The sequence below is a fragment of the Afifella aestuarii genome, assembly GCF_004023665.1.
Lineage (GTDB): Bacteria > Pseudomonadota > Alphaproteobacteria > Rhizobiales > Afifellaceae > Afifella > Afifella aestuarii.
Genome location: NZ_SAUF01000001.1, coordinates 665,919 through 689,706, shown reverse-complemented (window position 1 = coordinate 689,706; position 23,788 = coordinate 665,919). Strand labels below are relative to the sequence as shown.

The 23,788-nt window shown below is 61.2% G+C and carries 8 protein-coding genes and 1 pseudogene; 3 read left to right on the top strand and 6 right to left on the bottom strand.

What is annotated here, in order from left to right; all coding sequences use genetic code 11:
* Positions 1–68: 68 nt before the first annotated feature.
* Positions 69–3,872 carry a beta strand repeat-containing protein gene (locus EO094_RS03120; RefSeq protein ID WP_128290856.1) on the bottom strand — a complete coding sequence of 1,268 codons (3,804 nt, stop codon included), beginning with the start codon at positions 3,870–3,872 and terminating at the stop codon, positions 69–71.
* A 993-nt stretch (positions 3,873–4,865) separates the two neighbouring features.
* Here EO094_RS03120 and EO094_RS03115 point away from each other — a divergent pair.
* Positions 4,866–6,188: pseudogene (locus EO094_RS03115) on the top strand (tyrosine-type recombinase/integrase).
* Between the two features lie 171 nt (positions 6,189–6,359).
* Here EO094_RS03115 and EO094_RS03110 read toward each other — a convergent pair.
* A complete protein-coding gene (locus EO094_RS03110; RefSeq protein WP_128290855.1) occupies positions 6,360–7,241 on the bottom strand; it encodes a hypothetical protein in 882 nt (293 codons plus the stop codon).
* 664 nt (positions 7,242–7,905) lie between these two features.
* Between EO094_RS03110 and EO094_RS03105 the strand changes: the two genes are divergently transcribed.
* Together EO094_RS03105 and EO094_RS03100 are read left to right on the top strand one after the other, a co-directional pair.
* On the top strand, positions 7,906–10,125 hold the full coding sequence (locus tag EO094_RS03105) for a PD-(D/E)XK nuclease family protein (protein WP_128290854.1): 2,220 nt from the start codon (positions 7,906–7,908) through the stop codon (positions 10,123–10,125).
* On the top strand, positions 10,122–16,439 hold the full coding sequence (locus EO094_RS03100) for an AAA domain-containing protein (RefSeq protein ID WP_128290853.1): 6,318 nt from the start codon (positions 10,122–10,124) through the stop codon (positions 16,437–16,439). The genes EO094_RS03105 and EO094_RS03100 overlap by 4 nt, the downstream gene beginning before the upstream one ends.
* Here EO094_RS03100 and EO094_RS03095 read toward each other — a convergent pair.
* Genes EO094_RS03095 through EO094_RS03080 form a run of 4 tightly spaced genes read right to left on the bottom strand, consistent with a single transcriptional unit; the run spans position 16,426 to position 23,736 of the window.
* On the bottom strand, positions 16,426–17,124 hold the full coding sequence (locus EO094_RS03095; RefSeq protein WP_128290852.1) for a hypothetical protein: 699 nt from the start codon (positions 17,122–17,124) through the stop codon (positions 16,426–16,428). The genes EO094_RS03100 and EO094_RS03095 overlap by 14 nt on opposite strands.
* Positions 17,121–20,396, bottom strand: coding sequence for a hypothetical protein (locus EO094_RS03090; protein ID WP_128290851.1), 3,276 nt, complete (start codon positions 20,394–20,396; stop codon positions 17,121–17,123). Before EO094_RS03090 ends, EO094_RS03095 begins: the two co-directional genes overlap by 4 nt.
* Positions 20,393–21,271, bottom strand: coding sequence for a hypothetical protein (locus tag EO094_RS03085; RefSeq protein ID WP_128290850.1), 879 nt, complete (start codon positions 21,269–21,271; stop codon positions 20,393–20,395). The genes EO094_RS03090 and EO094_RS03085 overlap by 4 nt, the downstream gene beginning before the upstream one ends.
* A complete protein-coding gene (locus tag EO094_RS03080; RefSeq protein ID WP_128290849.1) occupies positions 21,268–23,736 on the bottom strand; it encodes a DEAD/DEAH box helicase in 2,469 nt (822 codons plus the stop codon). The genes EO094_RS03085 and EO094_RS03080 overlap by 4 nt, the downstream gene beginning before the upstream one ends.
* Positions 23,737–23,788: the final 52 nt, after the last annotated feature.

Sequence of the window (23,788 nt, the reverse complement as noted above, 5' to 3'; positions counted from 1 at the left end):
AAGCGAACGGCCCGGGGATGGATCTCATCCCCGGGCCGCTTTTAAGCGTTGATGTCGGTATCAGCCGATCAGAACTGGAAGTCAGCCTGATCGAGATCGGCGGCGTTGACCCCGACGAGGGTCAGAATGTCGCCGTCGCCCAGATCGATCGTGGCGTTCCCAGCCGCATCGCTGCCGATCGACCCTTGCACATCGGCGAAGCTTCCAAAGCCCGATCCCGTCAGGTTGATGAGATCGGTGCCGTTCTCGAAGCCCCAGACGATGTCCGAACCATTGTCGGCGACGGAGACATAAATGTCCTGCGCCCCGTCATCGGCCCCGAGATAGATGACGTCATCGCCCGCGCCGCCATAGGCGACATCGGCACCGTCGGAGGCGAAGATCGTATCGTTGCCGGCACCGCCATAGATGGTGTCGTTGCCAGCACCGGCGCCAAGCTCGTCGTTTCCGAGCCCACCGCCAGAGACGTCGTTGCCGTTGCCGGAGAGAAGTACATCGTCTTCGTTGCCGCCATAGCTCGTGTCGTCATCGTCACCGCCATAGGTCGTATCGGCCCCGTCGGCACCGAAGAGCACGTCCTGCCCGGCCGCACCGAAGCCGAGATCGTTGCCGGTCCCGCCACCGATGAAGTCGTTGCCCGCACCGCCGGCCTGCTCATCGTCGCCGGCACCGCCATACATCTGGTCGTTGCCTTCGCCGCCGGCCGCCGTGTCGTTGCCGTTGCCGCCGAACATCAGATCGTCGCCGTCACCGCCGAAGGACAGATCGTCGCCGTCACCGGAGAAAAGCGTATCGGCACCGCCGCCGCCTTCGATCGTATCGGCCCCGAGACCGCCAGCGATCGATTCCGAATTATCCGACCCTTGGAGATCATCGTCTTCGTCCGTACCGACCGGCGGCGTCGGGCCAGACGGGCCACCACCCGGCATTTTGTAGGAAATCGTTCCGCCGGTGAACGAGAAATAGCTGGCGTTCAGATCATCCGGCACGTCGATGATGACCTGGGGCGTGCTGCCGCCATTGACGTTGATCGTCAGCGAACCACTGCTGTACTCCAACGAGTCGATGGTTTCGCCGCCCAGTAGCTGCACCGAGATGACGTCACCCAGACCGAAGTCGGTGATGGTGTCACCGTTGAGCTCGGAGGCAAAACCCGAGAACGTGTCGTTGCCGGCACCGCCGGTCAGCGTATCGGCACCGGCTCCACCCGAGATGGAATCGGCACCGTCGCCACCGGAGATCACGTCCAAGTCGGCGCCCCCATCGAGGGTGTCGGCCCCGGCACCGCCGGAGAGCGTGTCGTCGCCGTTTAGGCCGTAGAGCCGGTCGTTGCCGCCATTGCCGACGAGACTGTCGGCACCGTCATTGCCGCGCAACGTATCGGCCGCGCTGCCGCCGCTCAACGTATCGTCGCCCGACCAGCCATAGACAATGTAGCTCTCGGCATTTTCCGTCGTCGCAAGGGTTGTGGCACCCTCGCTGAACGTGGCGACATTCATGTTATCGACACTAAAGGTCAGCGCTCCAGTGACCGAGGTCCCCAAAGAGACCGTGTCGGTTCCATCCCCAAGATCGATGCTGTCGCCACCAGCGATGCTGTCGCTACCCTCGACCGTCACGGACACAAAGTCGTTGCCGGCTCCGGCATCGACCGTATCCGTACCGGCACCCGTGGTGATCGAATCGTTCCCCGCATCACCGAGGAGACTATCGGCACCGTCACCACCGTTGATCGTGTCGTTATCATCGCCGCCGGAGATCGTGTCGTCGCCGTCATTGCCGTTGAGAGTGTCCGTCCCGACCCCGCCGAAGATAACGTCGTTATCAATGCCGCCGGCGATCGAGTCGTTGCCGGCATCGCCGCTCAGGCTGTCGGCACCATCGCCGCCGATGAGCGTGTCGTTCCCGTCACCACCTTCGAGCGTATCCACGCCCACATCGCCGTAGAGGTAGTCGTTCCCGGCCCCGCCGATGAGCGAATCGTCGCCGATGTCACCGTAAAGATAATCGTTGCCGCCACCGCCATCGAGCGTATCGGCGCCCCCATTGCCGTCGAGGGTGTCGTTGCCGGCGCCGCCATCGAGCGTATCGGCTGCCGTGGTGCTGCCGGTAACATTGAACGCTTCGACGTTTGCGAACGTCGCAAGCGTGTCCGCTCCGTCGGTCACGGTGGCCACGTTGGACCCGTCGAAGCTCATTTCGAGCCCGACGCCGGCCCCGCCTTCCGCGCTGATGTAAACGGTGTCCACGCCGTCACCGCCATCGATACTGTCGCCACTCCCGGCAAGCACGGTGATGACATCGTCGTCGGCACCGCCATCGACGGAATCGGCACCCGTTCCGGTCACGATCCGGTCAGCACCCGCACCACCGAAGAGAGAATCGTCATCGGCACCGCCATTGATGGAATCGGCACCATCGCCGCCAAGAATGCTGTCCGCTCCGGCTGCACCTTCCAAAGTGTCCGCATCGGTGCCGCCATTGAGCGTGTCACCGTTGGCCGTACCTGTCACAAAGAAGGCTTCGATGCTCTCTGCGGTCGCGAGCGTCGTCGTACCACCAGCATCGGTCATCTCGCCGCCGTCGACGCTATCGCCCGTAAAGATAACCGGGCCAGTCTGTGCGCTGGCATCAAGATAGAGAAGGTCGCTGCCATCGCCGCCGTCGATGCTGTCACCTCCCCCGGCAGCCACGATGATGGTGTCGTTGTCGGCACCACCATCGACCGAATCGGCGCCGTCACCGGCATCGATCCGGTCGTTGCCCGCCCCACCAAAGATGGAATCGTCGTCAGCCCCGCCCTGGATCGAATCGGCCCCGTCGCCGCCGAGGATGCTGTCTGCTCCAGCCCCGCCGATTAGCGTGTCGGCATTGGTGCCACCGTTGAGCGTATCGGCGTCCGAGGTGCCTGTCACATAAAACTGTTCGATGTTTTCGGCGGTCGAAAGCGTCGTCGTCCCGGCCGCATCGGTCATCTCGCCGCCATTGACGCTATCGCCGGTGAAAATGACGGGCCCAGCCTGCCCGCTGGCGTTCAAGTAGAGGAGATCGGTCTCGGCACCGCCGTCGATGCTGTCGCCATCACCCGCCAGAACCGTGATCGTGTCGAAGCCCGCACCGGCATCGATCGAATCAGCGCCGTTGCCGGCCGAAATCGTGTCGCTCCCGGCACCAGAGGCAATGGTATCGTCATCGTCACCACTGACGATCGTGTCGCCTCCGTCGCCAGTGATGATGGAATCCGCACCGCTGCCGGTGGTGATGTTGAAGGTCTCGACGTTGTCGATCGTTGCAAGGGTATCGGCCCCGGCCCCAGCCGTCATGACGCTGGAAACGGTATCGCCCCAGACGAAGTCGACGTCGGTCAAGAGCGCACTCGCGTTGAGCGTCAGCGTATCGGTGCCGACGCCGCCGTCGATGCTGTCACCGCCGCTCACATCGGCGATGACACTGATACGGTCATTGCCATCTCCGGCATCGATCGAATCGGCGCCTTCGCCGGTCGAAATCGTATCGCCCCCGGTGCCGGTTGCGATTGAATCATCAAAATCGCCAGATGTTGAGATGTCGAAGCGCTCGACAGTGGTGAGGCTCGCCAGCGTGTCGGCGCCGGACGTCATGAGGCTGGTGCCCCCATCGACCCACGTGAAATCCACAGCTGCGGCTATGCCGGTCGCATCAAGCCGCGCAGTGTCCGTCCCGTCGCCACCATCAATGGTGTCGCCGCCACCTACGGCATCGGCAACCACCCGGATGTCATCGCTGCTCTCAAGCGCCGAGATCGAATCGGCACCCTCTAGACCGTAGATGGTGTCGGCAAAAGCCGTTCCTTGGAGGGTGTCGTCGTTGTTGCTGCCGTTGATAATTGCCATCGCGGTCGTCTTCCTTGTTTGGTGGGAGGCGAGCAAATTGCCGCACGTCGTCCTCAGCGCTAGACAACAATTATTGCGAGAGGATTAATGGCCGCATTACTACTCGATCTGCATCTACAGGTAGAACATTTTTGAATAGACCGCAAATCGTAGCCGGCTATGTGAATTTAACCGGTCACGATATGTAATTTATAAGGATATAATATAGAAAGAAGTCTTATATTTAGGAATAGATACAAACATTATATAACGATACATTTTGATTTTAAATCTACGCACAATCATGTCGTACAAATTGGACTGACATGGACGGGTGTCAAAATCCGGGGTTTGCACCGCAGAGAGCAGGCAAAGGCTGACGCATGCGACTGCCGAGCGCGCATGCCCGAGCGCGCGTGCCTCAGCGTCCGGCGCACATCCTGGGTGAAGCTGTCGGTGAAGGGCGCGGGAGCCCGAAAGGCAGGGGGAGCAAGAACCGCTCAGCCCCTTCCCGGATCAGGCCCCTGAATAGGCTTTGAGCGACAACCGGTCTGCGCGATCGAGGTGACCGCGCTCGATCGCCGGGCCTCGAAAAGCCCGTCGAACGCGTGATCGAGATACATCAACAAATGGGAGCGCAGACGCCTTTGCCGCGCCTCTCCAAGCGTGGCGCAGTGCGCGTCCGAGACGCAGATGGACTCCGGCGCACCACCTGTCGAAGCGGCATCCCTTACAGCGCGGGCGCCGGCAACGGTCTGAAACAGCGGTAAATGCCGTAAACGCATCCGCGATGGCGCACCCGACAGGATTCGAACCTGTGACCTCTGCCTTCGGAGCTGGTCTAAGGGCCTATCCGAATTGCACGATAGGGCACACCAGAGCACGATAACCAACTGAAATATATTGATTTTCAGAATCCGCTCTCCGAAGTCTCTATCCGAGAATACGCCTTGATTTCCGCACGCGTGCTTGCGTGGTGCTTACTCGAAATCGGGGCTTCCGAGGGACGGGAGCATGGCCAAACTGACCAAAAGGTTTGTAGAGACCGCCGAGCCACAGAGCAAAGGTCACGTCGTCTGGGACGACGAATTACCGGGCTTCGGTCTTCGCGTCTATCCCTCGGGCAAGCGCAGTTACATCGTCCAGTACCGCTCTCGTGGCCGTTCACGTCGCTACACGATCGGCCTTCATGGCGTCTGGGCACCCGAGACCGCGCGCCGTGAAGCCAAGGCCCTGCTCGGACAGGTCGCTCATGGCAGCGACCCTGCCGAAGAGCGCGAGGAAGACCGAAAGGCGCTGACCATCAAGCAACTCTGCGAACAGTACATTGCCGATATGGAGGCCGGCCTTATCTTGGGAAAAGGCGGCCGGCCGAAGAAGGACACCACCATCGCCACCGATGTCGGCCGTATCCGCAGGCACATCATTCCCCTCTTAGGGACACGACGTGTGCGGGACATCACCAAGCCGGACATGAACAATCTGATGAAGGACATCATCGCCGGCAAGACACGCGTGACCATGAAAACCGAAAAGCTGCGCGGCAAGGCCATCGTTCGCGGCGGTCGCGGAACCGCGATCCGGACTATGGGTCTGCTTGGCGGCATCTTCTCATACGCAGTCGAGGCTGGCGTGATCGAGCAGAATCCCACCCATGGGCTCCGCAAGCCAAAGTACCAGGTTCGCGATCGTCGCCTCAGCTAAGCTGAGTACCGTGCTTTGGGAGATATCCTTCGCCGGGCTCAGCAAAGCGACCGCTACAGAATACATGCCGAGATCCTCAGGCTCATTACGCTGACCGGCTGCCGGCGCGGAGAAATCGTCAACCTCAAATGGAGCGAGGTCGATCTTGAGGGCAACTGCCTGCGACTGGTCGACAGCAAGGAAGGCTCCTCAGTTTGCCCGGTGGGCCTTCCGGTCGTGGAACATCTGGAGAAGGAACGACCACACAGAACCGGAACGTACGTCTTTCCCGGCCATGGCTTCGACAACGCGGTTGGGAATTTTCCGCAGAGATGGAAGAAACTGTTCAAGGACACGCCGCTCTGGGATGTGACGCCTCACGTGCTGCGGCACAGTTTCGCGAGCATTGCCAACGACCTGGGCTTCACCGAGATCACAATCGCTGCGCTGATCGGGCACGCCAAAGGGTCGGTCACAAGCAAATACGTCCACACGCTCGACTCGACGCTGATCATGGCCGCGGACACCGTGTCAGGCTATGTAAAAGCGCTGCTCGAAGGTGCCGAATTTAGGCGGAACACCTACACGCTGGATCGGCAGTCCCGGCAAAATGCGATCGAGCTAATGCTCACCGAATCCAAGCTGGCCACGTAGATTATGGACCATGACCTAAAGCATCTCGACCCTAGTCTAGTCACTATTTTATATCGGCCTACAGAGCGCTTTGCCACGAAAGTGGGTTGAACTACAGCAGCGCGTAGCCGGTTCCTGACCTCCACGATAGCAGAACAGGGGCCTGCCCCGTCGGAACACTCGTTGACCACTTCACTTTTCGTAAATTGCTAGGACATTCACATCAGGGCCGTCCTTGAGCGTTCCGACGAGGCGAAGGCCGTGACCGACGACACGGCGAATTACCATGTATGCGAAGGCGCCAGTGAAGTAGCGGCCGCGGGACTCAAGATGAAGATGCACCGAGCGACCAGTCCCATCGAGCACCACGCGAAAATCGATCCACTCGATCCTTCCGTGCTCAGCAGAAGCCTCTTCGATAACTTCGGCGGCCCGGGCGGGCTCCGCGAGTTCGGTCAGGCTTAGCCAATAAGCTACCTTCCGGTCCCGATCATACGCTGGTAGCTCCCGGCCGGCCTTTCTCGCCAGATCCTGGAAAAGCCGCTGCACTTTGCCGTTCTCGAACTCGGCGGCCATCGGGATGAAGCGCAGCCCGGGCGGCAGGTCCATCAAACAGAGGGCTCGGGGCAGACTTTGGGCGAGGTGTCTGTCATGCCAGTCGAGAAGCGCGGTATGGTCGCCAACGAGCAGGCGCTCTGGATGCAGCAGCGAGTAGTAGACGATCAACTGTTCAAGCTGGCGATGCGACGTGCTGATCGGCTCGAGCACCAGTTCCTGCTCGCTCCCCAGTTTCGAACCTTTTGTCTTCTCCCGTTGCGCGCTGCCCTCGGCTTCAGCGGTGAACATACCGAAAAGACCGGACAAGCCACCACGCACCGTGCCCATGAAGCTCGTTTGGACGTCCTCGCTCTGCTCCTTGGTGAGACGAATGGTTCGCGCCCCGTCCTTGAATACCGGACGCACGATCGCATCGTAGAAGCGAGCGATGTTCTCGTCATCGATCACCAGTGGAATGTCCTTGACCCACAACCACGCCTTTCGAACCTGTTCAGTGATCTCGGCGTCGTTGCTCAAGTGTGTTGCCATGGTCCGACCCCTCAGCCTTTGCCCGCGCGCTCTTACTGCTCTCGAATATCGTCGCGAATGATCCTCATCAGATAGTCGCGTAGTCTCTCTGTATCCCGGCTGACGTTCTGGATGGAACTCGCATTGTATTGTTTGCTTCGGGCCATACTGGGACCTTGCCAAACTCGCCGAGGATAGCCGACGTTGCCGACGTACGGCCGATCTCGAGTTCGCGATGAAGACGCTCGATATGCAAGCTTACTTTGTGCGACATCTGTTCGCGCAACGCTTTCCAGACGCGGGCCGCCTATCCATCCTTTTCAATTAGCCAGGACGAAAAAGCTTAGTTTGCCGCGCAGCAAGCGAGTATTTCGTCATAGGAGAGTCTCTGCGAACTGGAGTCGCCTAAATCCCTGATTGTTCTAACTCGCAACGGCACACATACTTGCTATATGGGTGAACTCGGGCACGTTGCACGGATGGGGTATGGTCGGGGTCTCCCGCCTGCACCTTGCACCTAAAGGGCTGGTTTCACTTCGTGGCAAACCGGGCGGCGTAACAAAACGACCGGGAGAACCGGTGAGGGAGGGGGATCGTGGCTTCAGGCCTGAGCGGCTCAACAATAAAATCCTGGTTTCAATATCGCTGCGAGCGCAAGACGCGCTACGAGATTATGGATCCGAGCGATCTCGCCGCCGTTCCCGTCGCCAAAGATCAACGCGAACAACCCTGGGCGACGCTAGGCGTCGATTATGAGCAGCGCGTTGTCGCCCGTCTCGCTCGCGAAAAAACCGTGCTTCGTCCGGCCCATGGTGACGATGGCCTGTTAGAGCGCAATGCGACCGCCTTTCTCAAGGGTCTGGGCTCGGCTGATTATGCTGGACAGGTCAATCTGCGTCCCCGCACCCAACCCGAATTCATGCGCGGCGCCGACATCAAATTGCGTCGGAGCTTCGCCGATCTTGTCCGGCGTGAAGTCCGTTCGACGGGTTTGCATTTCACGGTTATCGACATCAAGGCGACGCGGGCAGCCCGCGCCTTCCACAAGACACAGGTCGCCTTCTACGTGTTGCTGTTGCGGGCGATGCTCGCCGAACTCGGCGTAGTCGGCACGGTCGAAGCGACGGGCGAAATCTGGCGAATTCCCGACGATGGCGACGCCGAGGGCGATGCTTGCGCAATCGAGACCTTCGCCCTCAACCCCTATCTTCGCCTGGTAGAGGATTTTTGCCAGACGATGCTTCCCACGATCGCCAGCAAGACCGTAGCACCGGGGCGCGACGACACCTTCTTCCATGTCTATTTCAAATGCGAGCAATGTGCCTATCTCCCACATTGCATCAACGCCGTGAGTCCCGCCCGGCCAGCCCGGTCTCGCGACGTCTCAGCTGTCGCAGGCCTCAGCCATGAGGCGAAGCGCACGCTACTCTCGATCGGTGTCGGTACTGTTGCAGGCCTTGCTGAACTCGGACCAGGCGTCGGCCGCATCGATGGCGCCGGCTGGTCGCTGTCGCGCCGCGCCGAACAGCTTGTGAGCCGCGCCCGGGCGCTGCGCGACGATAGCGTGCAGCCAGGACCAGAGCCTCATAGCTTCCTAATGCCGCCGCGCGCCGAAGCCGCCATCTATCTCGTTGCCGACAATGATCCGGTCGATGACACGCTCGTCGCGCTTGGTTACCGCTTTGTCGACGCGAGTGGCGTACGCGAGCATATCGAGGTCCTGCCGAGCGCCGATCGGAGGGCCGAAGCCGATGCGCTGGTATCGGTTTTCGGCCAGCTTATACGCGACCTGGAGGCGATCGACGCGCACAATGAGGCGGTCGGAAATCCCAGCGATCCGGCTAGTCTCTATGCGCATATCTTCCTCTATGAAACGACCGAGGCGCTGGCGCTGCAAAATGCTGTAAAGCGCCATCTCGAGGATCCGCGCGTGCGGGCTGGGCTGCTCCACATGGTACGCCTTTTCCCGCCGGACGAGGTGGTTCCTGAACCCGAATTTCGCGGCATGCAGCATATGCCAGCAACAGCCTTGCGCAGCGTCGTCGAACAACTGCTTTCGCTACCAGTCACCGTCTCCTACGATCTGCGGCAGGTCTCAGCAGCGCTCCATCGCGCGGGGCTGATCACGCAGGCATACCTTCCGGCGCCAGCGTTCGAGCGACCCTTCTCGTCACTGCTCGCGCTCGATGTCAGCCGCAATCTCCGGGAAGGGCGCGGCAAAGGCCCTGATGCCGATGCCATTCGCGCAGACGTGAGCGCACGACTCGCCACCACCCAGACGATCAGCGATTGGTTGCGGGCCGAGCATCAGCGCCGCGTTCTCGCCGGAGAGTCGCCGATGCTGCGCCTTAACAAGCAGCCCTTCCGTTTGCAGGCTACCTTCAATCCGCTTGATGCTGGCGACCTAGACGTGCTGCGCGCCTTCGAACTGCTTGAGAACCGATCCGGACTGCTGGGCACCATGATCCAGCTTGCTCGGCCGACGCGCGTGCGCCGCGATGCTGGCCGCGCAATCGGACCGATGCGTCTCCTCAATGTGAGCGAGAAGGGTCGCTACGCTTATTTGCTCTTTGCGATTCCACGCGAAGCCGAAGATAGCGATTTTTCCCCCGGTGGCTTCGGTCTGATCCTGAGCGATGGCGAGCCCGACCTCGTGCTCGAGCCTAGGCTCTGGTCGAGCATTGGCTGCGACCTTATGGATCCTTGGAGCCAGGATGCGCCCAATCTCGTAAGACTGCGCATGTTCCGGCCGACCTTCAACGGCCCGGTCTTTCAGGAGGTCAAACGGCGCGCTGGCCAAGACGGCTGGTGGCTAGACCAGAGTTTCGTCGACTTCAATTCGTCGAAGGCCGACGCTTTCCTCACCTTCCTGGGCGCGCAGGTGCAACCATGACGACGCGCGATGATATCTTGAGCTTTCTGCGCGATCCCGCAGCATTCGCCGCGACCGCCGCCGACCGCGATCTTTGGACCGAGGGTCTCGATGACTTCGCCAATCCCTCGATCGCTCGGACCGGAGACCGCCCCTTGCGCGCCGCACAAGAAGCGGCATGGCGTGGCCTTGCCGATCAGCGCGTTGGCCTGGTCCTAGGTCCACCGGGTACCGGCAAGACTCACCTCCTCTCTTGGCTCATCACCGGTTTTGGTGTGGTGCGCACGGCGCATCAGCGTCCCGCGCGCACCCTGGTCACGGCCTTCACCAAGAATGCTGTGGGCAATGTGCTAGACGCGGTCGCAAAGCGCCAAGCGCTTCATGACCAAGCAGCGCCTGACCCGATTTTCTATGGCGCACCTCCGAATGGCGGTCTCGCCGCCGGTGTCCAGTTGCTTGGGCGCGGCGACGAGGCCGATCTCGCCCAGGAAATCGCGAGCGGCCGAACCGTAATCGGCGCAACCATCTGGTCGCTCTACCGCCTGATTGCTTCGGGGATACTCCCTTCGGTGGACGGCCCGACCGCGGCCTTATTCGACTTGGTTTGTATCGACGAGGCGTCGCAGATGGTCCTCGGCCAAGGGCTAATGGCACTCGCCGGCATGGCACCGGGTTGCCGCGTCGTCGTCTCGGGCGACGATCAACAGTTGCCGCCGGTCCGCGCCATGCGCTCGACGCGCATCGACGATCGCGAGATGGGCGGATCGCTCTACGCCTTTCTGAAGTCGGCCCAGGCAGCTGAGTTCCCGCTCGAAGAGACCTTCCGGCTTAATGCGCCCTTGGCCCAGTTTCCTGAGCGCAAATTCTATCCCGGTTGCTATGTGTCGGCGGTGCCCAACGCACGGCTCGCGCTTCAGGCCAACTGGCGCGACGGACTTGACCTCGTTTCACGCCTCGCGCTCGATCCCGCCTTGCCGACCGTCGTGGTGGTGCACGACGGACCTGCGGCCGCCACTTCCAGCCCGTTCGAAGCGAACCTTGCCGCCAAGCTGACGGCTGATCTCGCTCACCGCATCGAAGGGCCAAACGGGGTTGTATCGCCAGACGAATTCTGGTCCGAGATCGCCGCGGTGGTGAGTCCTCACCGCGCGCATAACGCAGCCATCCGCGCGCTGTTGCCAGCGGCCCTTAAGCTCGATGCTTTCGTCGAGACAGTCGATCGCATCCAGGGCAAGGAGCGCGACGCGGTCATCCTGTCCTATTGCGTCGCGGATCCAGAATTTGCGCTTGCTGAGGCAGATTTCATCTTCTCGCCCGAACGGCTCAACGTCGCCTCGACCCGCGCCCGCACCAAGCTCGTTTTGATCATCAGCCGTCGCCTCCTCGAAGCCGCGCCGGCCGAGCAGGAGACGATGGACAAGGCCGAGTTGCTGCGCGAGTTCGTCTACTCCTGCAATCTAGTGACCGAGACGGTTCTCGACGGCCCCGCCGGTCGCCCCATTCGTACTCAGATCCGCGCGCGGGGGTTCAACGGCGATCCGCCCGAACTCGATCTAACGCCCGACGCTGAATCGGAGCAAGTCCTCCCGGAGATGACGCCGGCCCTCGAAGGACTGCTCGCGGCCATTCACCGCGCTGCCGCGACCAATACCTACGGTACAGCGACTTTAAGTCAGGTTCGCAGGGCGATGGCGCTTACCGCCGAGCCTTTCGCCGATGCGCGCCTCCTGCATTTGCTCGGCAACGTTTCGCTCGAGGAGCGCGAAGGACGCTTCGGCCGCTACTGGCAGGCCAAGCCGTTTGAAACCCCACGGCGGGTCTATGCGACCGACATCGACACGGTCCGCATGCGGATCGCAACGGTGATTCGCGAAGCACGTGCGGGCAAATACTGCTTTTACGACCGAGCGCGCGATCGTTTTGCCTGGATGTCTGAGCGCGGCGAAGACGTGCTGCTACCTGTCATCCAAGCACTGCAGTCCGAGGGGTTACTGACGCTTGGGGCCGCCGGAGGTGCCATGACGATCGCCATGTCCGTCGCGGAGCGCGTAGCTGAGGAGAACGCCTCCGACGAGCCGCTGACGCCACTTTCCGACGACGATTTTCGACTGCTCAACCGGCTTGAGGATATTGAAGCCGCGCGCATCAACTTCGGCATATTCGATTCTTGGACATCGACGGTATCGCTCGCACGCGACGCGCAGCGCTCGGCCGAGGACACGCTCGCTGCCCTTTCGCGTCTCGAGCTTAACGGCTATGTCATGCTAGCCGAAGATGCACGGGTGCGCAGCCGTATCGCTGAGATCGCGCGCGAACTCCGTCATGTAAAGCAGCGCTTCAAGACCGACGACGCTGCGGAGCGACCCTATTTAGTGCGCAATCTCAAGGTCGAATTGCGTGACCGCAACAAGCCGATCCGCAACCGGCCGCTTCGCCAAGTCTTCGATGAGGCGACTGCAGCGGCCAGCCTATCTCAGGCGCAAGCGCTCGAGGGCCTTTATCACGCACTTGCCGGGCTATGGGGAGAGCGCGCCGCGCTTGCCGATTTTCAGCGCAAGGGCCTGCTCGAGGGCCTCGAGGCTTGGCGCGGGGACGGAAGTCCGAGCCTCGCGATCGCGGCCGACACCGGATCGGGCAAGACCGAAGCCGCCGTGCTACCACTGATCGCCGGCGCGCTGGGCGATGCGCTCGAAGGCATTCTCGGAGTCCGCGCGGTTCTCGCCTATCCGCGTATCCGCCTCGCCACCAATCAGGCGCAGCGTCTTGCCGGGTATCTCGCGGCGTCGGCAAGTATTCCCAACCTGCCCCTTCTGACTCTGGGCCTCCAGGTCTCGGATGTCCCCGACAGTTTCGAAGCGATGCACGACCGCTATCGTGAGGCCTGGCGATCTACCGGTCTCAATAGCTTTGAGTTTCCCTTTTTTGCATGTCCTGCCTGCGGCTGTACCCTGCATCTCCGCGCCGGCGACGGCCATCAGGGCGCCGATGCGCTGGTCTGCACGTCCTGCGACTGGCGCTATGATGGCTGGATCGGCTCCAAGGCTCAGTTGCGCGACCGTCCGCCTTCTCTTTTCCTGCCGACAACTGACAGCCTCCATCAATGGCTGCACGATCCGCGCTACGGCGCGCTCTTTGGCGACGATCCGCGCTACGCGCCGCCTCGCGCGCTGCTTGCCGACGAGATACATCTCTATACCCATATCCACGGGGCCCAAGTCGGCCTTGCGCTGCGCCGCCTCGCCGGCCGCGCCGAGACCAGCGGGCGCGATACCCGACCGATGGTCGCGATCGGCATGAGCGCGACGATTTCGGATCCTGCAGAAGCGTGGGGCCGGCTCATCGATCGGAACGACGTTCGCACGATTCGTCCAGATCCCGCCGAACTCGAGGCGAATCCGCGCGGCCGCGAAGTCTTCTACTTCATCCAGCCCGAGGTGGAGTCGCGCGGGGCTGACATCGCCGGCGCGTCCACCACGATCCAGAGCTTGATGTGCATCGGCCATGGCATGCGGCGCCGGACCGGCATTGAGGGTGGCTATCGCGGTCTCGTCTTCTTCGATTCGATCGACAAGATGCGGCGGCTGCACGGCGCCTATACTGATGCTGAAGAGGGCAAGGAACTCGCGTCCTTGCGCATCTCCGATTTCGGCGACGATGCGAATGGTCAGCCGCAGACCGAATGCTGCAAAGAACCTATTGGCTGCGATCGCTTCGCCGATGGCGAATGCTGGTGGTTCGCCGCCAATGATGGAAGGCAGTGTGGCGCAGGTGGGACACGTGTGCCAGGCACCCCGCGTCGGGTCGCGCGCACGCCAATTTATTCCGGGACTAGCAGCGACGCCGAGGCCCTCGTCAAGAGCTCTGACATCGTTTTCGCCACTTCTTCACTCGAGGTAGGCTATGACGATCCCGACATTACCCTCGTCTATCAACATTATGCGCCGCAAAATCTCGCAAGCTTCATCCAGCGAAAAGGGCGGGGTGGACGCGGGGTCGACGATCGGCCGACAACAGCCGTCACGCTTTCCATCTATTCTCCGCGCGACAGCTGGTACTTCCGGCGGCCGGCGGAGATGATCTCGCCGGCGGGTTTCCGAATTCCGATCAACCCCGACAATTATTTCGTACGTCGTGGCCAAGCGCTCACCACGTTGCTCGACGGCCTCGCACGCAGCGTTGCGCGCGGCGGAGACTTTAGCCCCAGCACCGCGCCGACGCGGGAGATGCTGGTCGAGGCAGGTGCGCTCGTGGAAACAGTGCTCGGAAGCGGCATATGGGATGAGTTCGGCGTCGTCGATGCCGAAGGCTTCTGGGCGGCGGCAATGGCCGCACAGCCAAGCCTGAGACCCCGATATCTAAATGAGCTCCGACGTGGGTTGCGTTGGGCTCCAGACCTCCTTTTCGACACGATCAACCTGCCGGCGCTCTCGGTCCAAGGCCGAAATGTGGTCGGTGGCGGGAGCGAGGACATCGGCCTCGCGCTCACCACCATTGCGCCCGGCAACGCCACCCGCCGATACAATCCGTCGACCGTTCATTGGCGCCCGCCGGTCCATGGTCATGCGCCGTGGCTGACGACCAGCGACTATGATCAGGCCGAACGCCAGGAGCTTCGAGCCGACAGCGCGGCACTGCTCGCCGAACTGCCGGCCGATGCCCGGGATACACTCGCTGGCCTGCACAGCGACCTATGCCGGCCGATCGTTGCCACCCTTGAGCCGATGGGCTGGATGGCCGGCGCTCATTGGACCGCGGAGGTGGGCTTTGCACCCGGCCGCTATCCGCCGATCGCTCCACTCGACCCACACAGTATTCCACTGCGCCACGACAGCAACGCCAGCCTGCGTGGCTTCCTGCTCGTGACAGCCGACCCCACGCGCGCTCGCGAGATTACCGGGGCCAATGTACCCGGCATGGTCGATGTCAGTGCATTCACCGGTGACGACATCGCCGGCGCGGCCTCAGGGCTCAATGTCGCGCGCGTCTTCTGGGGCGTTGACGCGGAACTACGCTTTGATCGCCGCGGCGTCGACCCGGTGAGCCTCTCGCAGATTTTCGTCGATCCCGAAACGGAACGCCCGCTGCTGCATGGCTATCAGGTTACCACCGAGGGTCTACGCTTCACCGTCGACCGCCAAGCACTCGATCGCTGCGTCGACCAGATTACAACCGAATTCGCCGAGGGCGGGGGACAGCAGCGTTGGCACGAGGCGCAGTTTCTCCGCTACCTCATCGAAAGTCGCAGCCGCGCGATCGGGATCGCCGGCTACGACGCCCGACTCGGCGCGCACATCATCGCCGCCGCCGCCGCACATCCAACCTTCGCACCGCTTCTGCGACGGCTTGCCCGGTTTTGGTCGCCAGCCGCGCTCAAGACATTGTTCCAGACGGTGCGGGACCAACTGCTGAGCCAGCATCCGCTGATGACTGCGGCACGAGTAGAGCGTGCTGCCGACATACTCGGCATCGAAGCCTTTCACACCGTTCTTAGCGAAGCGGTCAGGGAAGTGCGCGACCCCAACGCCCTGCGGGCCTACCTCATATCGGTGATCCTCCACAGCCTCACGCTGCGGCTAAAGTTGCTAGTGACGCAGATCGGACAGGGTGACGAGCGGCAGTTGCTCGCCCATGTCAAGCTACCGTTGCAGTTCGGTGCCGACGCGGAAAGCAATATTACCATCTGTGAGGCAGGCGCATACGGCGACGGTACGATACGTGGCGTCGTCGACAACTGGCAGTCACTCGATGCGCTGGTAAGCTCGGGCTATCTTGGCACCTGTCCCAATGCCGACGAAGACCGGCTGGTGCACCGCTTCTGGTCGATGCCAAAGCGTCATGAAGCATGGCGCCAGGCGGATCCGCGGGACGTCACCGCGCTCGCAGCCATCGCCGCTGAACTCTCGCCAGAAGCCGAGAGCCTTCCGCCCGTGCTGGTTCGCGTCCTTTTTGCACAGGAGGCCATCGAAGCCGAGCCGTTCGCGCTCTACGACATCGCTGCAGAGATTGAGGATGTTCGCGTACGCGCTTTCGGCGACACGGATCAGCCAGTGCCTGGATGGGAACTGGCGGCTGCAGCGGTCGATGCCGCTGGCGCGGGCGCCGCGCCGGTACTGCATCGGCTGTTCGACGCCTATGACGCTCTGGATCCCAACGCTGAAGGTTCGCTGACGCCGGCGGCTCGACTCGCTGAACAGGTGTTTCGCTTGGCTGCGCCGCTTTGCGCCGACGGCTGCAGAAGTTGCGTGCACCAATCGAGCGACCTCATGAGCGACAGCCTTGTCGAGTCCAGCGTCAGCCGTTCGCTGCTGCAGCGCTTTCTTGCTAGCGTATCGTGATTCCGAGACGCTCGAGAACGTCATGGTCGGCCAGCCATTCGCGCACCTTCGGCGTCACCATCGCGAGCGTGGCTCGCTTGTCAGCGAGCGCATTGATGAAGTCACCCACCTCATCCTCGCCGATTACCGTCGCTCGCTCGGCCTGAAGCACGTCGTAGTCGTCAAACACCGCCTCGACCGCCGCTTGAAGCTGCGGTGCCGAACTGGCGTTCGACACTGACATGCCTTCGCGGCCGCAGGCGATCAACCGGCTCCCGAGATCGTTGGACACATTCATTGAGGTTAGCAACTCGCCCAAACCAATGAGGGGCTGGAATCGCTCACTTGCAAACGTTCGTAAATTGTCGCGGATCGATCGTTCAAGCGCGGCGACGGCTTGCTTGAGATCGTTGGAATATTCGAACACTGCCTCGCGTAGCGCCTCAGCGTCTTCCGCATTCTCGAGCGCCTTGCCGACCATCTGTGCACACCCGATCATCTCGTCGAGCGCCTCAGATTGATGCGGCTGTTTGCCGAAGTCGATGAGTTCTGCCGTCTGAATCAAGGCGGTCATTCGCTGCATTTGGTGGCTGGCATTGCTTAGTTCCTGGATTGCCTTCTCAAGCCGCTCGCCAAGTGTGCGACGCGATACCGCATTGGGAAGCTGCTCGAGTAGCGCCTCGGCTTCGACAAGGGCGTCGCTCATGCCGCTCCCCCGGATGCCGAGGATTTGGCGACAGCCAACTGCAAGGCTCGGCCGACTTGTTTTACATCGTCGAGCGAGCCACTGCCGCCCGCCTCCCGCACGCAATCGCGCGCGTGGTTACGGAGTTCTTCGACAGCGCGCTCTCCAGTCTGCGCGACGGTCAGTATGTCCTCAAGATCGCGCGCCGGTTGGCGTGCAAGCCACACCATACGCTTCAGCAAATTTGCTGGGAACTCCTCTTCCTCAAGCGCAACGATGAGATCCTCGACTCGCGCTCCCGCACCATCCTCGAGCTTCACCTTCAATCGCGCCTGCGCCTGTTTCCAAGCCTGCACCTTATCGGTCGCGGCATTCGGAAGTTGTTCGGCGATTCCCGATATGCAGCGGTCGAGCCGTCCCAGATGCGTCGCGACATCCTTACCGCGTAAGAGACCAGAGAGATTTTCACTGCGGCCCTTGATCTGGTTGAACTCGGTGCGCTCGATCTGAAGACGCTTATCGGTCCAAGATTGCGCGAGTTCGCATGCCTTGACGTATAGGTCCGGGAGCCCACCACTTTCATTGGGAACGGGATCGAACTTGCCGCTTCCGCTGAACCGCACAATCGCGCTGGCGATCTCGCTCGCGTCGACAAGCGCCGCACCACCACCAGTTCCGACACTGCTGTCGGCCAAATGAAGACTGACCATTGCACGTAGCTCAGTGCGTAGGCGATCATGGGAGCCTTTGGTCGCTGTCAGCCATTCTTGCCATGGCGCGCTCCGAGCGCTGAAGTCTGTCTCTGACGAACCCTCATCGCTCAGCACCGCGCAAATTTGCTCAGGGATAGGCGCCTCGACATGGGTGGCGCCGCGTAAATAGGCGCGCGCAAGCAGGATCTGAGTAAAGGACACGGCCGGCGACCAGCGCTGGCCGTCGGCAAGCAAGGGGATCTTCCTATCGAGAAAAGCCGCAATGCTCTTCTCTAGCCGCCTCATCATCGTCGCGAGGGTACGCCGGTTATATTCGACATCGTCCAGCTTCATGCTGGTGTCCTGCCTAAGCGACACGAATGCCTCGAGGCCGGTGCGTACCCAAGGCTCAGCAGGAAGGATGAAATAGGCGAGCGAACGCGTTGTCGTGCCTTGGAGCTTCACCATCTCGCGCGTGACGAGCTTTTTGAAGAGCGGCGGCGTCACGCCAATGGCGCGCGGATCTATCTGCTCAGTGATTGCGTAGAGGATCTCATTCCACCTATTGCCATTCTCAATGCTGCCGCTGGCCGTCCAACTGCGGATCTGCTCACGCAGTTGGTCGAGTTCGCTCTTGGTCGGCATCAACCTTTTGGGCTTGGGCGCACCGACGATCGTCCGTGTGGGGCGCGGAGAGATGCCGGGGCGGACCGCGATAGCCTGTGTCAACGGCGTCTCCTCATCGGCCTTCGCTTCTTCCGCGGGATCAATGATGGATTGCGCGATTATGACCGGCGCCACTTTGGATTGAGTATTGCCGCCTGCCGCATTTCCGCCAATCCACGGCAACCCGAACGCCTCATAGACTGCGCGCCGTGTGCCCGCGAACGTTAGATGCCCGTTGACCGATTCGGTATCCGTCCGATTGGGATTGGCCCAGTAGGTGAGCACGCGCCGCATGCGTGCACGCTCTGCTGGTGCCTCGATCTTATTGTCGATGATCTGCTCGAGCCGAGGCACAAGCGCGAGGTCGGAGCGCCGATCAGCACGGAAGGCATCGGATTCGATGAAGCTTTCCGGATAGCTGCCGGCCGCCAGGCTGTCGGGTTGCAGCAAATTGGGGTTTAGAATTGCCTGGAGGATGCCACGCGGCGTTTTCCAGGTCTGGCCGTTGTCATTCTCTTTCAGCGCCTCGAAGAACCGATCGAACCCGTGCTCGGTGAATGGGAAGAGGCCAATGCCTCCCTCCTCGCCGAAAATGTCGAAGCAGCTTTCCTGGCGCGGGCAAGTGCTGCACCGATTGGGCGGATCGATCTCTCTCCCCTCCCGCACTTCGCCGAGCCAGACGTTGAGTGCGGCGGGTCCGGCACGGACTGCAGCCAGATAGCGCACAGCAAATTGACGGCGCGTCCCAACTTCGCGCAGCGTTGCCACATCCTGCAGGCCATCCGTAGCATGGCCGAGCCGCACCTCATGAGTAATGCGCTGGCGATAATTGCCTTGAAGCTTGTCGTAGTAGGCCGGCGTCACGCCGACTACCGAGATCAACGGGCAAACCGGCTTCTCGCTCGCCTCGCCCCGCGCTGAAGCGTTGAACACCAGCACATCGATCAGGCTGTCGTCGAGGCCCTCCCAACTGGTAATGTCCTCGAGCAGCAACACCAGGCGTTGGCCGCGCTCGGCGAGCGCCTCCCGGACCTGCCGGAATAGAGTCTTCAGGCCCTGCGCCGATACGCCGAGCACATTCTGGATCGCGTCATTGCGTCGTAGGTTCAGCGTCTTGATCAGCGACAGGCTATTGGGAAACTGGTCACGATGCTCTTCGGCAAGCTCATCGGGGAGCCACTGCTGATCACGGAACGCTTGGATCGTGTCGGACTCTCGCGCAAGCCGGCGCGCTAGATCTCGACAACGCGGGATCGATGCGTCCCCAAGTATCGGACGGCAAAGATCACCCAGGTCTTGGATGTCAAATAAGTCGAACGACGCTGTCGCAGAATTACGCTCGCCGCCCGCGCCCTCGAGCAGATTGAGAATGCGCGACGGCGCCTTCCAGCCGGTCCGGATTGCTGGGTGCGCGAGCAATTCAGCAGGTGAAAATTGCTTGCACCAGCCTTCGTCCGGAAGCGGCGTGTCGAAGTGGCCAGGTTCAAGCGTATTGGCCAGAGTGCTCAGGAAAATGTTGGCGCGCCCTTGCAGGGTCGCTTTCTGGCGCTGGCCGAGGTTATCGAACAGTGGCGCGAACTCACTCGGCAGACGGTCGCGCAACTGCCGGAGCGCGCCTTCAAGACTGCCGTCCGCACGCCGGAGCAGTAGTTTGATATCACCAGTATGAGGCCAGTTGACCGAAAGCCATCGGATTAGATGCGACTTGCCCGAACCGGGCTCGCCTTGCACGACACAGAACGCGTGCTGCCGCGTCGGATCGGCTAGCACCTCAAGGATCGCATGCTCGTCCTGTCCCGAGAACTCGCCGGCATCGAAGCCTTCAATTGGCGTGTGAGTGGCAAGGAAAATAGCGTCGTCGCCCTCGAGTGCTTCGGTCACGAAGATCGCGCGCGCGTCCTCGGCGCGCCAACAGGCGGCAACCGGTGCGTTCATGAAGCCTCTCCGGGAAAGAGGATGACGGTAGTAAACGCATCTATCGTGTGGGCGCTATCCTCGCTCAATCGCACTCGCTCTGCGGCGTCGCCACTCGGCACCAGTTGTAAGGTATGGTCATCATGAAGATCGCGTAGCGCCGCGCTCAAAAGAGGCGAGAGCCGCCCGCTGGTGGAATCATACCCCATGCGCTGACAAGCCTGTAAGAACAGCCGGCCCCGATCAAGATAGGGCATTCGTTGAGTAAGCAGTTCAAGGAATTCCTTGGCGGGCAGCTTCGCACCGGCCACAAAACCCGAGCGTCCCAATTCGCGCGCGATTCGTGCGGCGGGCGACGGGAAATCAGGTGCATTATGGTCATGGGGCATGGTGATGCCGAGCCCCATAAACATCAGCCAGCGGCGCCACGCGACCGCTTTGGTAGTGTTCATTTCCTTGCCTGCGAGGCCTTCATTGGCCTTATCGGCAAATTCCTCGCGACCACTCTGATAAATCCACTCAAGACCGCCCTGGCGATCACTTTCGGCAACGATCCAAGCGAAGCCTTCGAGGATGGTGGTGTCGGCATCGCCACTCTCCAGCGCCACGAGGCGGTCATGCACGAGATCAGCGAAGCCTATGAAATCTTGCGGAGCGCTGACAGACAGTGTGACCTGATCGCGGCTGCTCTCAACGAGGTTAAGGCTGAGGGCAGCATTGTGCGCGTCCGCCGCAAGGGTTGCCTTCGCTTTCACTTCATCGCCATCGCGCTTGAAGCCTGGATTGAGCAGACCATCATAGGTGGCCCGCGGCAACGTACCGCCCAAGGCCGACAGACCGGCGACCAACGACCAAACGCGTTCAGGCGTACCCTGCGGGCTGGAAAGCAGCGTCATCCGCCAGCACCCTCACCGCCAGCGAGCCCCAGTACCTGATCCTCAGCATAAGGGGCATAGCGCGATATTGTCTGATCGAGTCGGCGGCCGCGCAAGACACGCTCGGGTCGCGCAACAACCAGTAGGGGCGCGTCGATTTTGCTGCGCATGTCGCTAATCCGATCGAGCATTGCCTCGGCTTGAAAAAGATCCGCCGGCATAAGTATTGCCGACGTCATATTGGCCAATTGATTATCCCCTAACCACTCCCGCTCATCGAGCACGAGTCCCAATCTTGTTCCAGAATGCACCATAAACTCGGCGGCTTGTGACGCCAAGTCTTGCGGGACGACAATCTGCTCTACACCGGCCCCGGTCAGCGTTTTGATCAGACTAGGAAGACCGCGCTCAAAATCGGGATCCAGCGGCGTCACTAGCAACACGTCTACGGGAAGATTGCCACGCCGAGGAAAGGCATCAGGCCACCGCTTTTCCAACCCCGCCGCGGCCAGATGAACGGGCGGATTGACGTTATTCCTGCGGCAGGCGGGACAACGACCGCAAGGGGTGGTGAAGGACCGCGGTTCGATAATCTCAAAAGCGGTGCGCGTAACGCATACCCGATCTGGACGGCGCATTACTGCAACGAAAGTGTCGAGGTCGGCTCGGGCTTCGGCAAGTTCGGCATCGCGGAAATCGCTTATCTGCGCCCATATGTTATCGTCGACGCCGCTCAGAGCGCGGGGATCTCTGACCTCGATTTCCCAGGAGAATTCGGGTTGATCGCCTTCAGTTGGGATCGACAACACGCGCAGCACGCCAGCCCTCTGCATCAGAGTCAGCAAGTTCATGTTCCAACCGCGATTCCAATCGCCAGCGGTCGGTCGCAATCCTTCGCGAAATGCATCGAGGTCGAGAGTCATCTGCATATATTCGTCGGCATAACCCTGGTTAGATGCGGCCTTCAGCAGCGCCGCCCAGCGCTGTTCGGCCAACTCGCGTGTCAGCCATCCCGAGGTTGCTAGGCTGTAAGCCTGTTTGACATCACTTTGGGCAGGCCCCTCGACGAACAGACAGGCCGCGAATCCTTGGCCATTATCGCGAGAGGCACGGCCAATCTCCTGATACCAACGCGCGGGACCTTCGGGCAGGCAAGCGTGGATCACAGAGCGGACATCGGCCTTGTCTATGCCCAATCCAAACGCTGATGTGGCAACGACGATATCGATCCGGTCCTTCGCCCAATCCTCGACAATGCGGCGGCGGTCCTGCGAACTGGTGTCTCCCGTGAACAGTGCTGCACGCTTATAGCCGTGATCGGCATCCATAAGGCGCGCGTAGAGCGCACCAGCGTCAGCAATCTGCGTCGTATAAATGATCAATGGGCGCGGCGCCCGGTCAACGAGATAGTCGAGCGCAGTTTCGCGCTGGCTTTCCCACTTATAATGCGCGACGACGACATCATGCTCATAGCGCGGTAGCCTTGCGTCAACTTCGAGCCAGGCTCCATCAAGGCTCCAGCCGGATCTTAACAGCCTGCGCGCGCTATCCGGTAGAGTTGCGGACAGCAGAACCGCACGGATTTCAGGGTTAGCAATCCTTAGTCGTGCAAGCAGAGCAGGCAGCCGTTGAAAATCGGGACGAAAACTGCGCCCCCAACTCTCGACGATATGAGCTTCATCGATAAAGATATGACTGAGGCGCGCGTCTAGTCCGTATTCGACCGAATGCGGGCTGGCTGCCTCGACCAGATATTGCAGGATAGAATTGCTAAGTGCTTTCTCCGGAGAGAGAAGCAAGATGGGCACCTGTCCACGCCGGAAGTCGTTGATGATCGCCTCTGAGTCGGCGGGTGGCGTATCTCCTGTCAGCGCTTTGCTGCGCTCGAGACCCCGCATTCCGGACAAGGTGCGCTCATGGTCTAGTGCGAGTGCGATCGTCGGGGTTATCACGATCGAGCAAGCGCCCGATTGAATCTCGCGCTCGTAATTGGCGGCGATCTGAAACAGGAGACTTTTGCCTGATCCGGTTGGCATACTGACTAACAAGCCAGAGCCTGGCGGTTGAGTTAGCAGTGCCCGCGTCGCCGCCTTTTGCGTCATCGTCCGATAGCGGGAATGATTGGTCAGCCGCAGCAAGACGCCATCGGGCGACGCAGGCTCGTAAGCCTGCCGCGGAGCCGGGTCAAACTTCAAGGCGGCGCCAAGACCATTGAGGTCATGTGCGTCTTCTTCGTCGATAATCCGCAGCGAACGATTCGAATTGGTTCGTGCGAGACCAAAGCGCGAGAGTAGAGCGAACTCGTCGAGCGTGAGCGGTCGATCAAGGTCAGACAGGTCAATTCTTCCGCCTCTAAAACGAATCAATGAGCGAATGAGCGCAAGGCGATCGGCCGCTCTCGTGGCCGACGCCAGTGCGTGGATACATCGCGCGATTGAGTTTTCCACCCAACCCGGTTCGTGCTGCAGGTCGCCGCCGTGATTCACCCGACCGTATGCTGGTGACAAAATCGAAGCGCCCCCTATGCCTCTGGCGGAT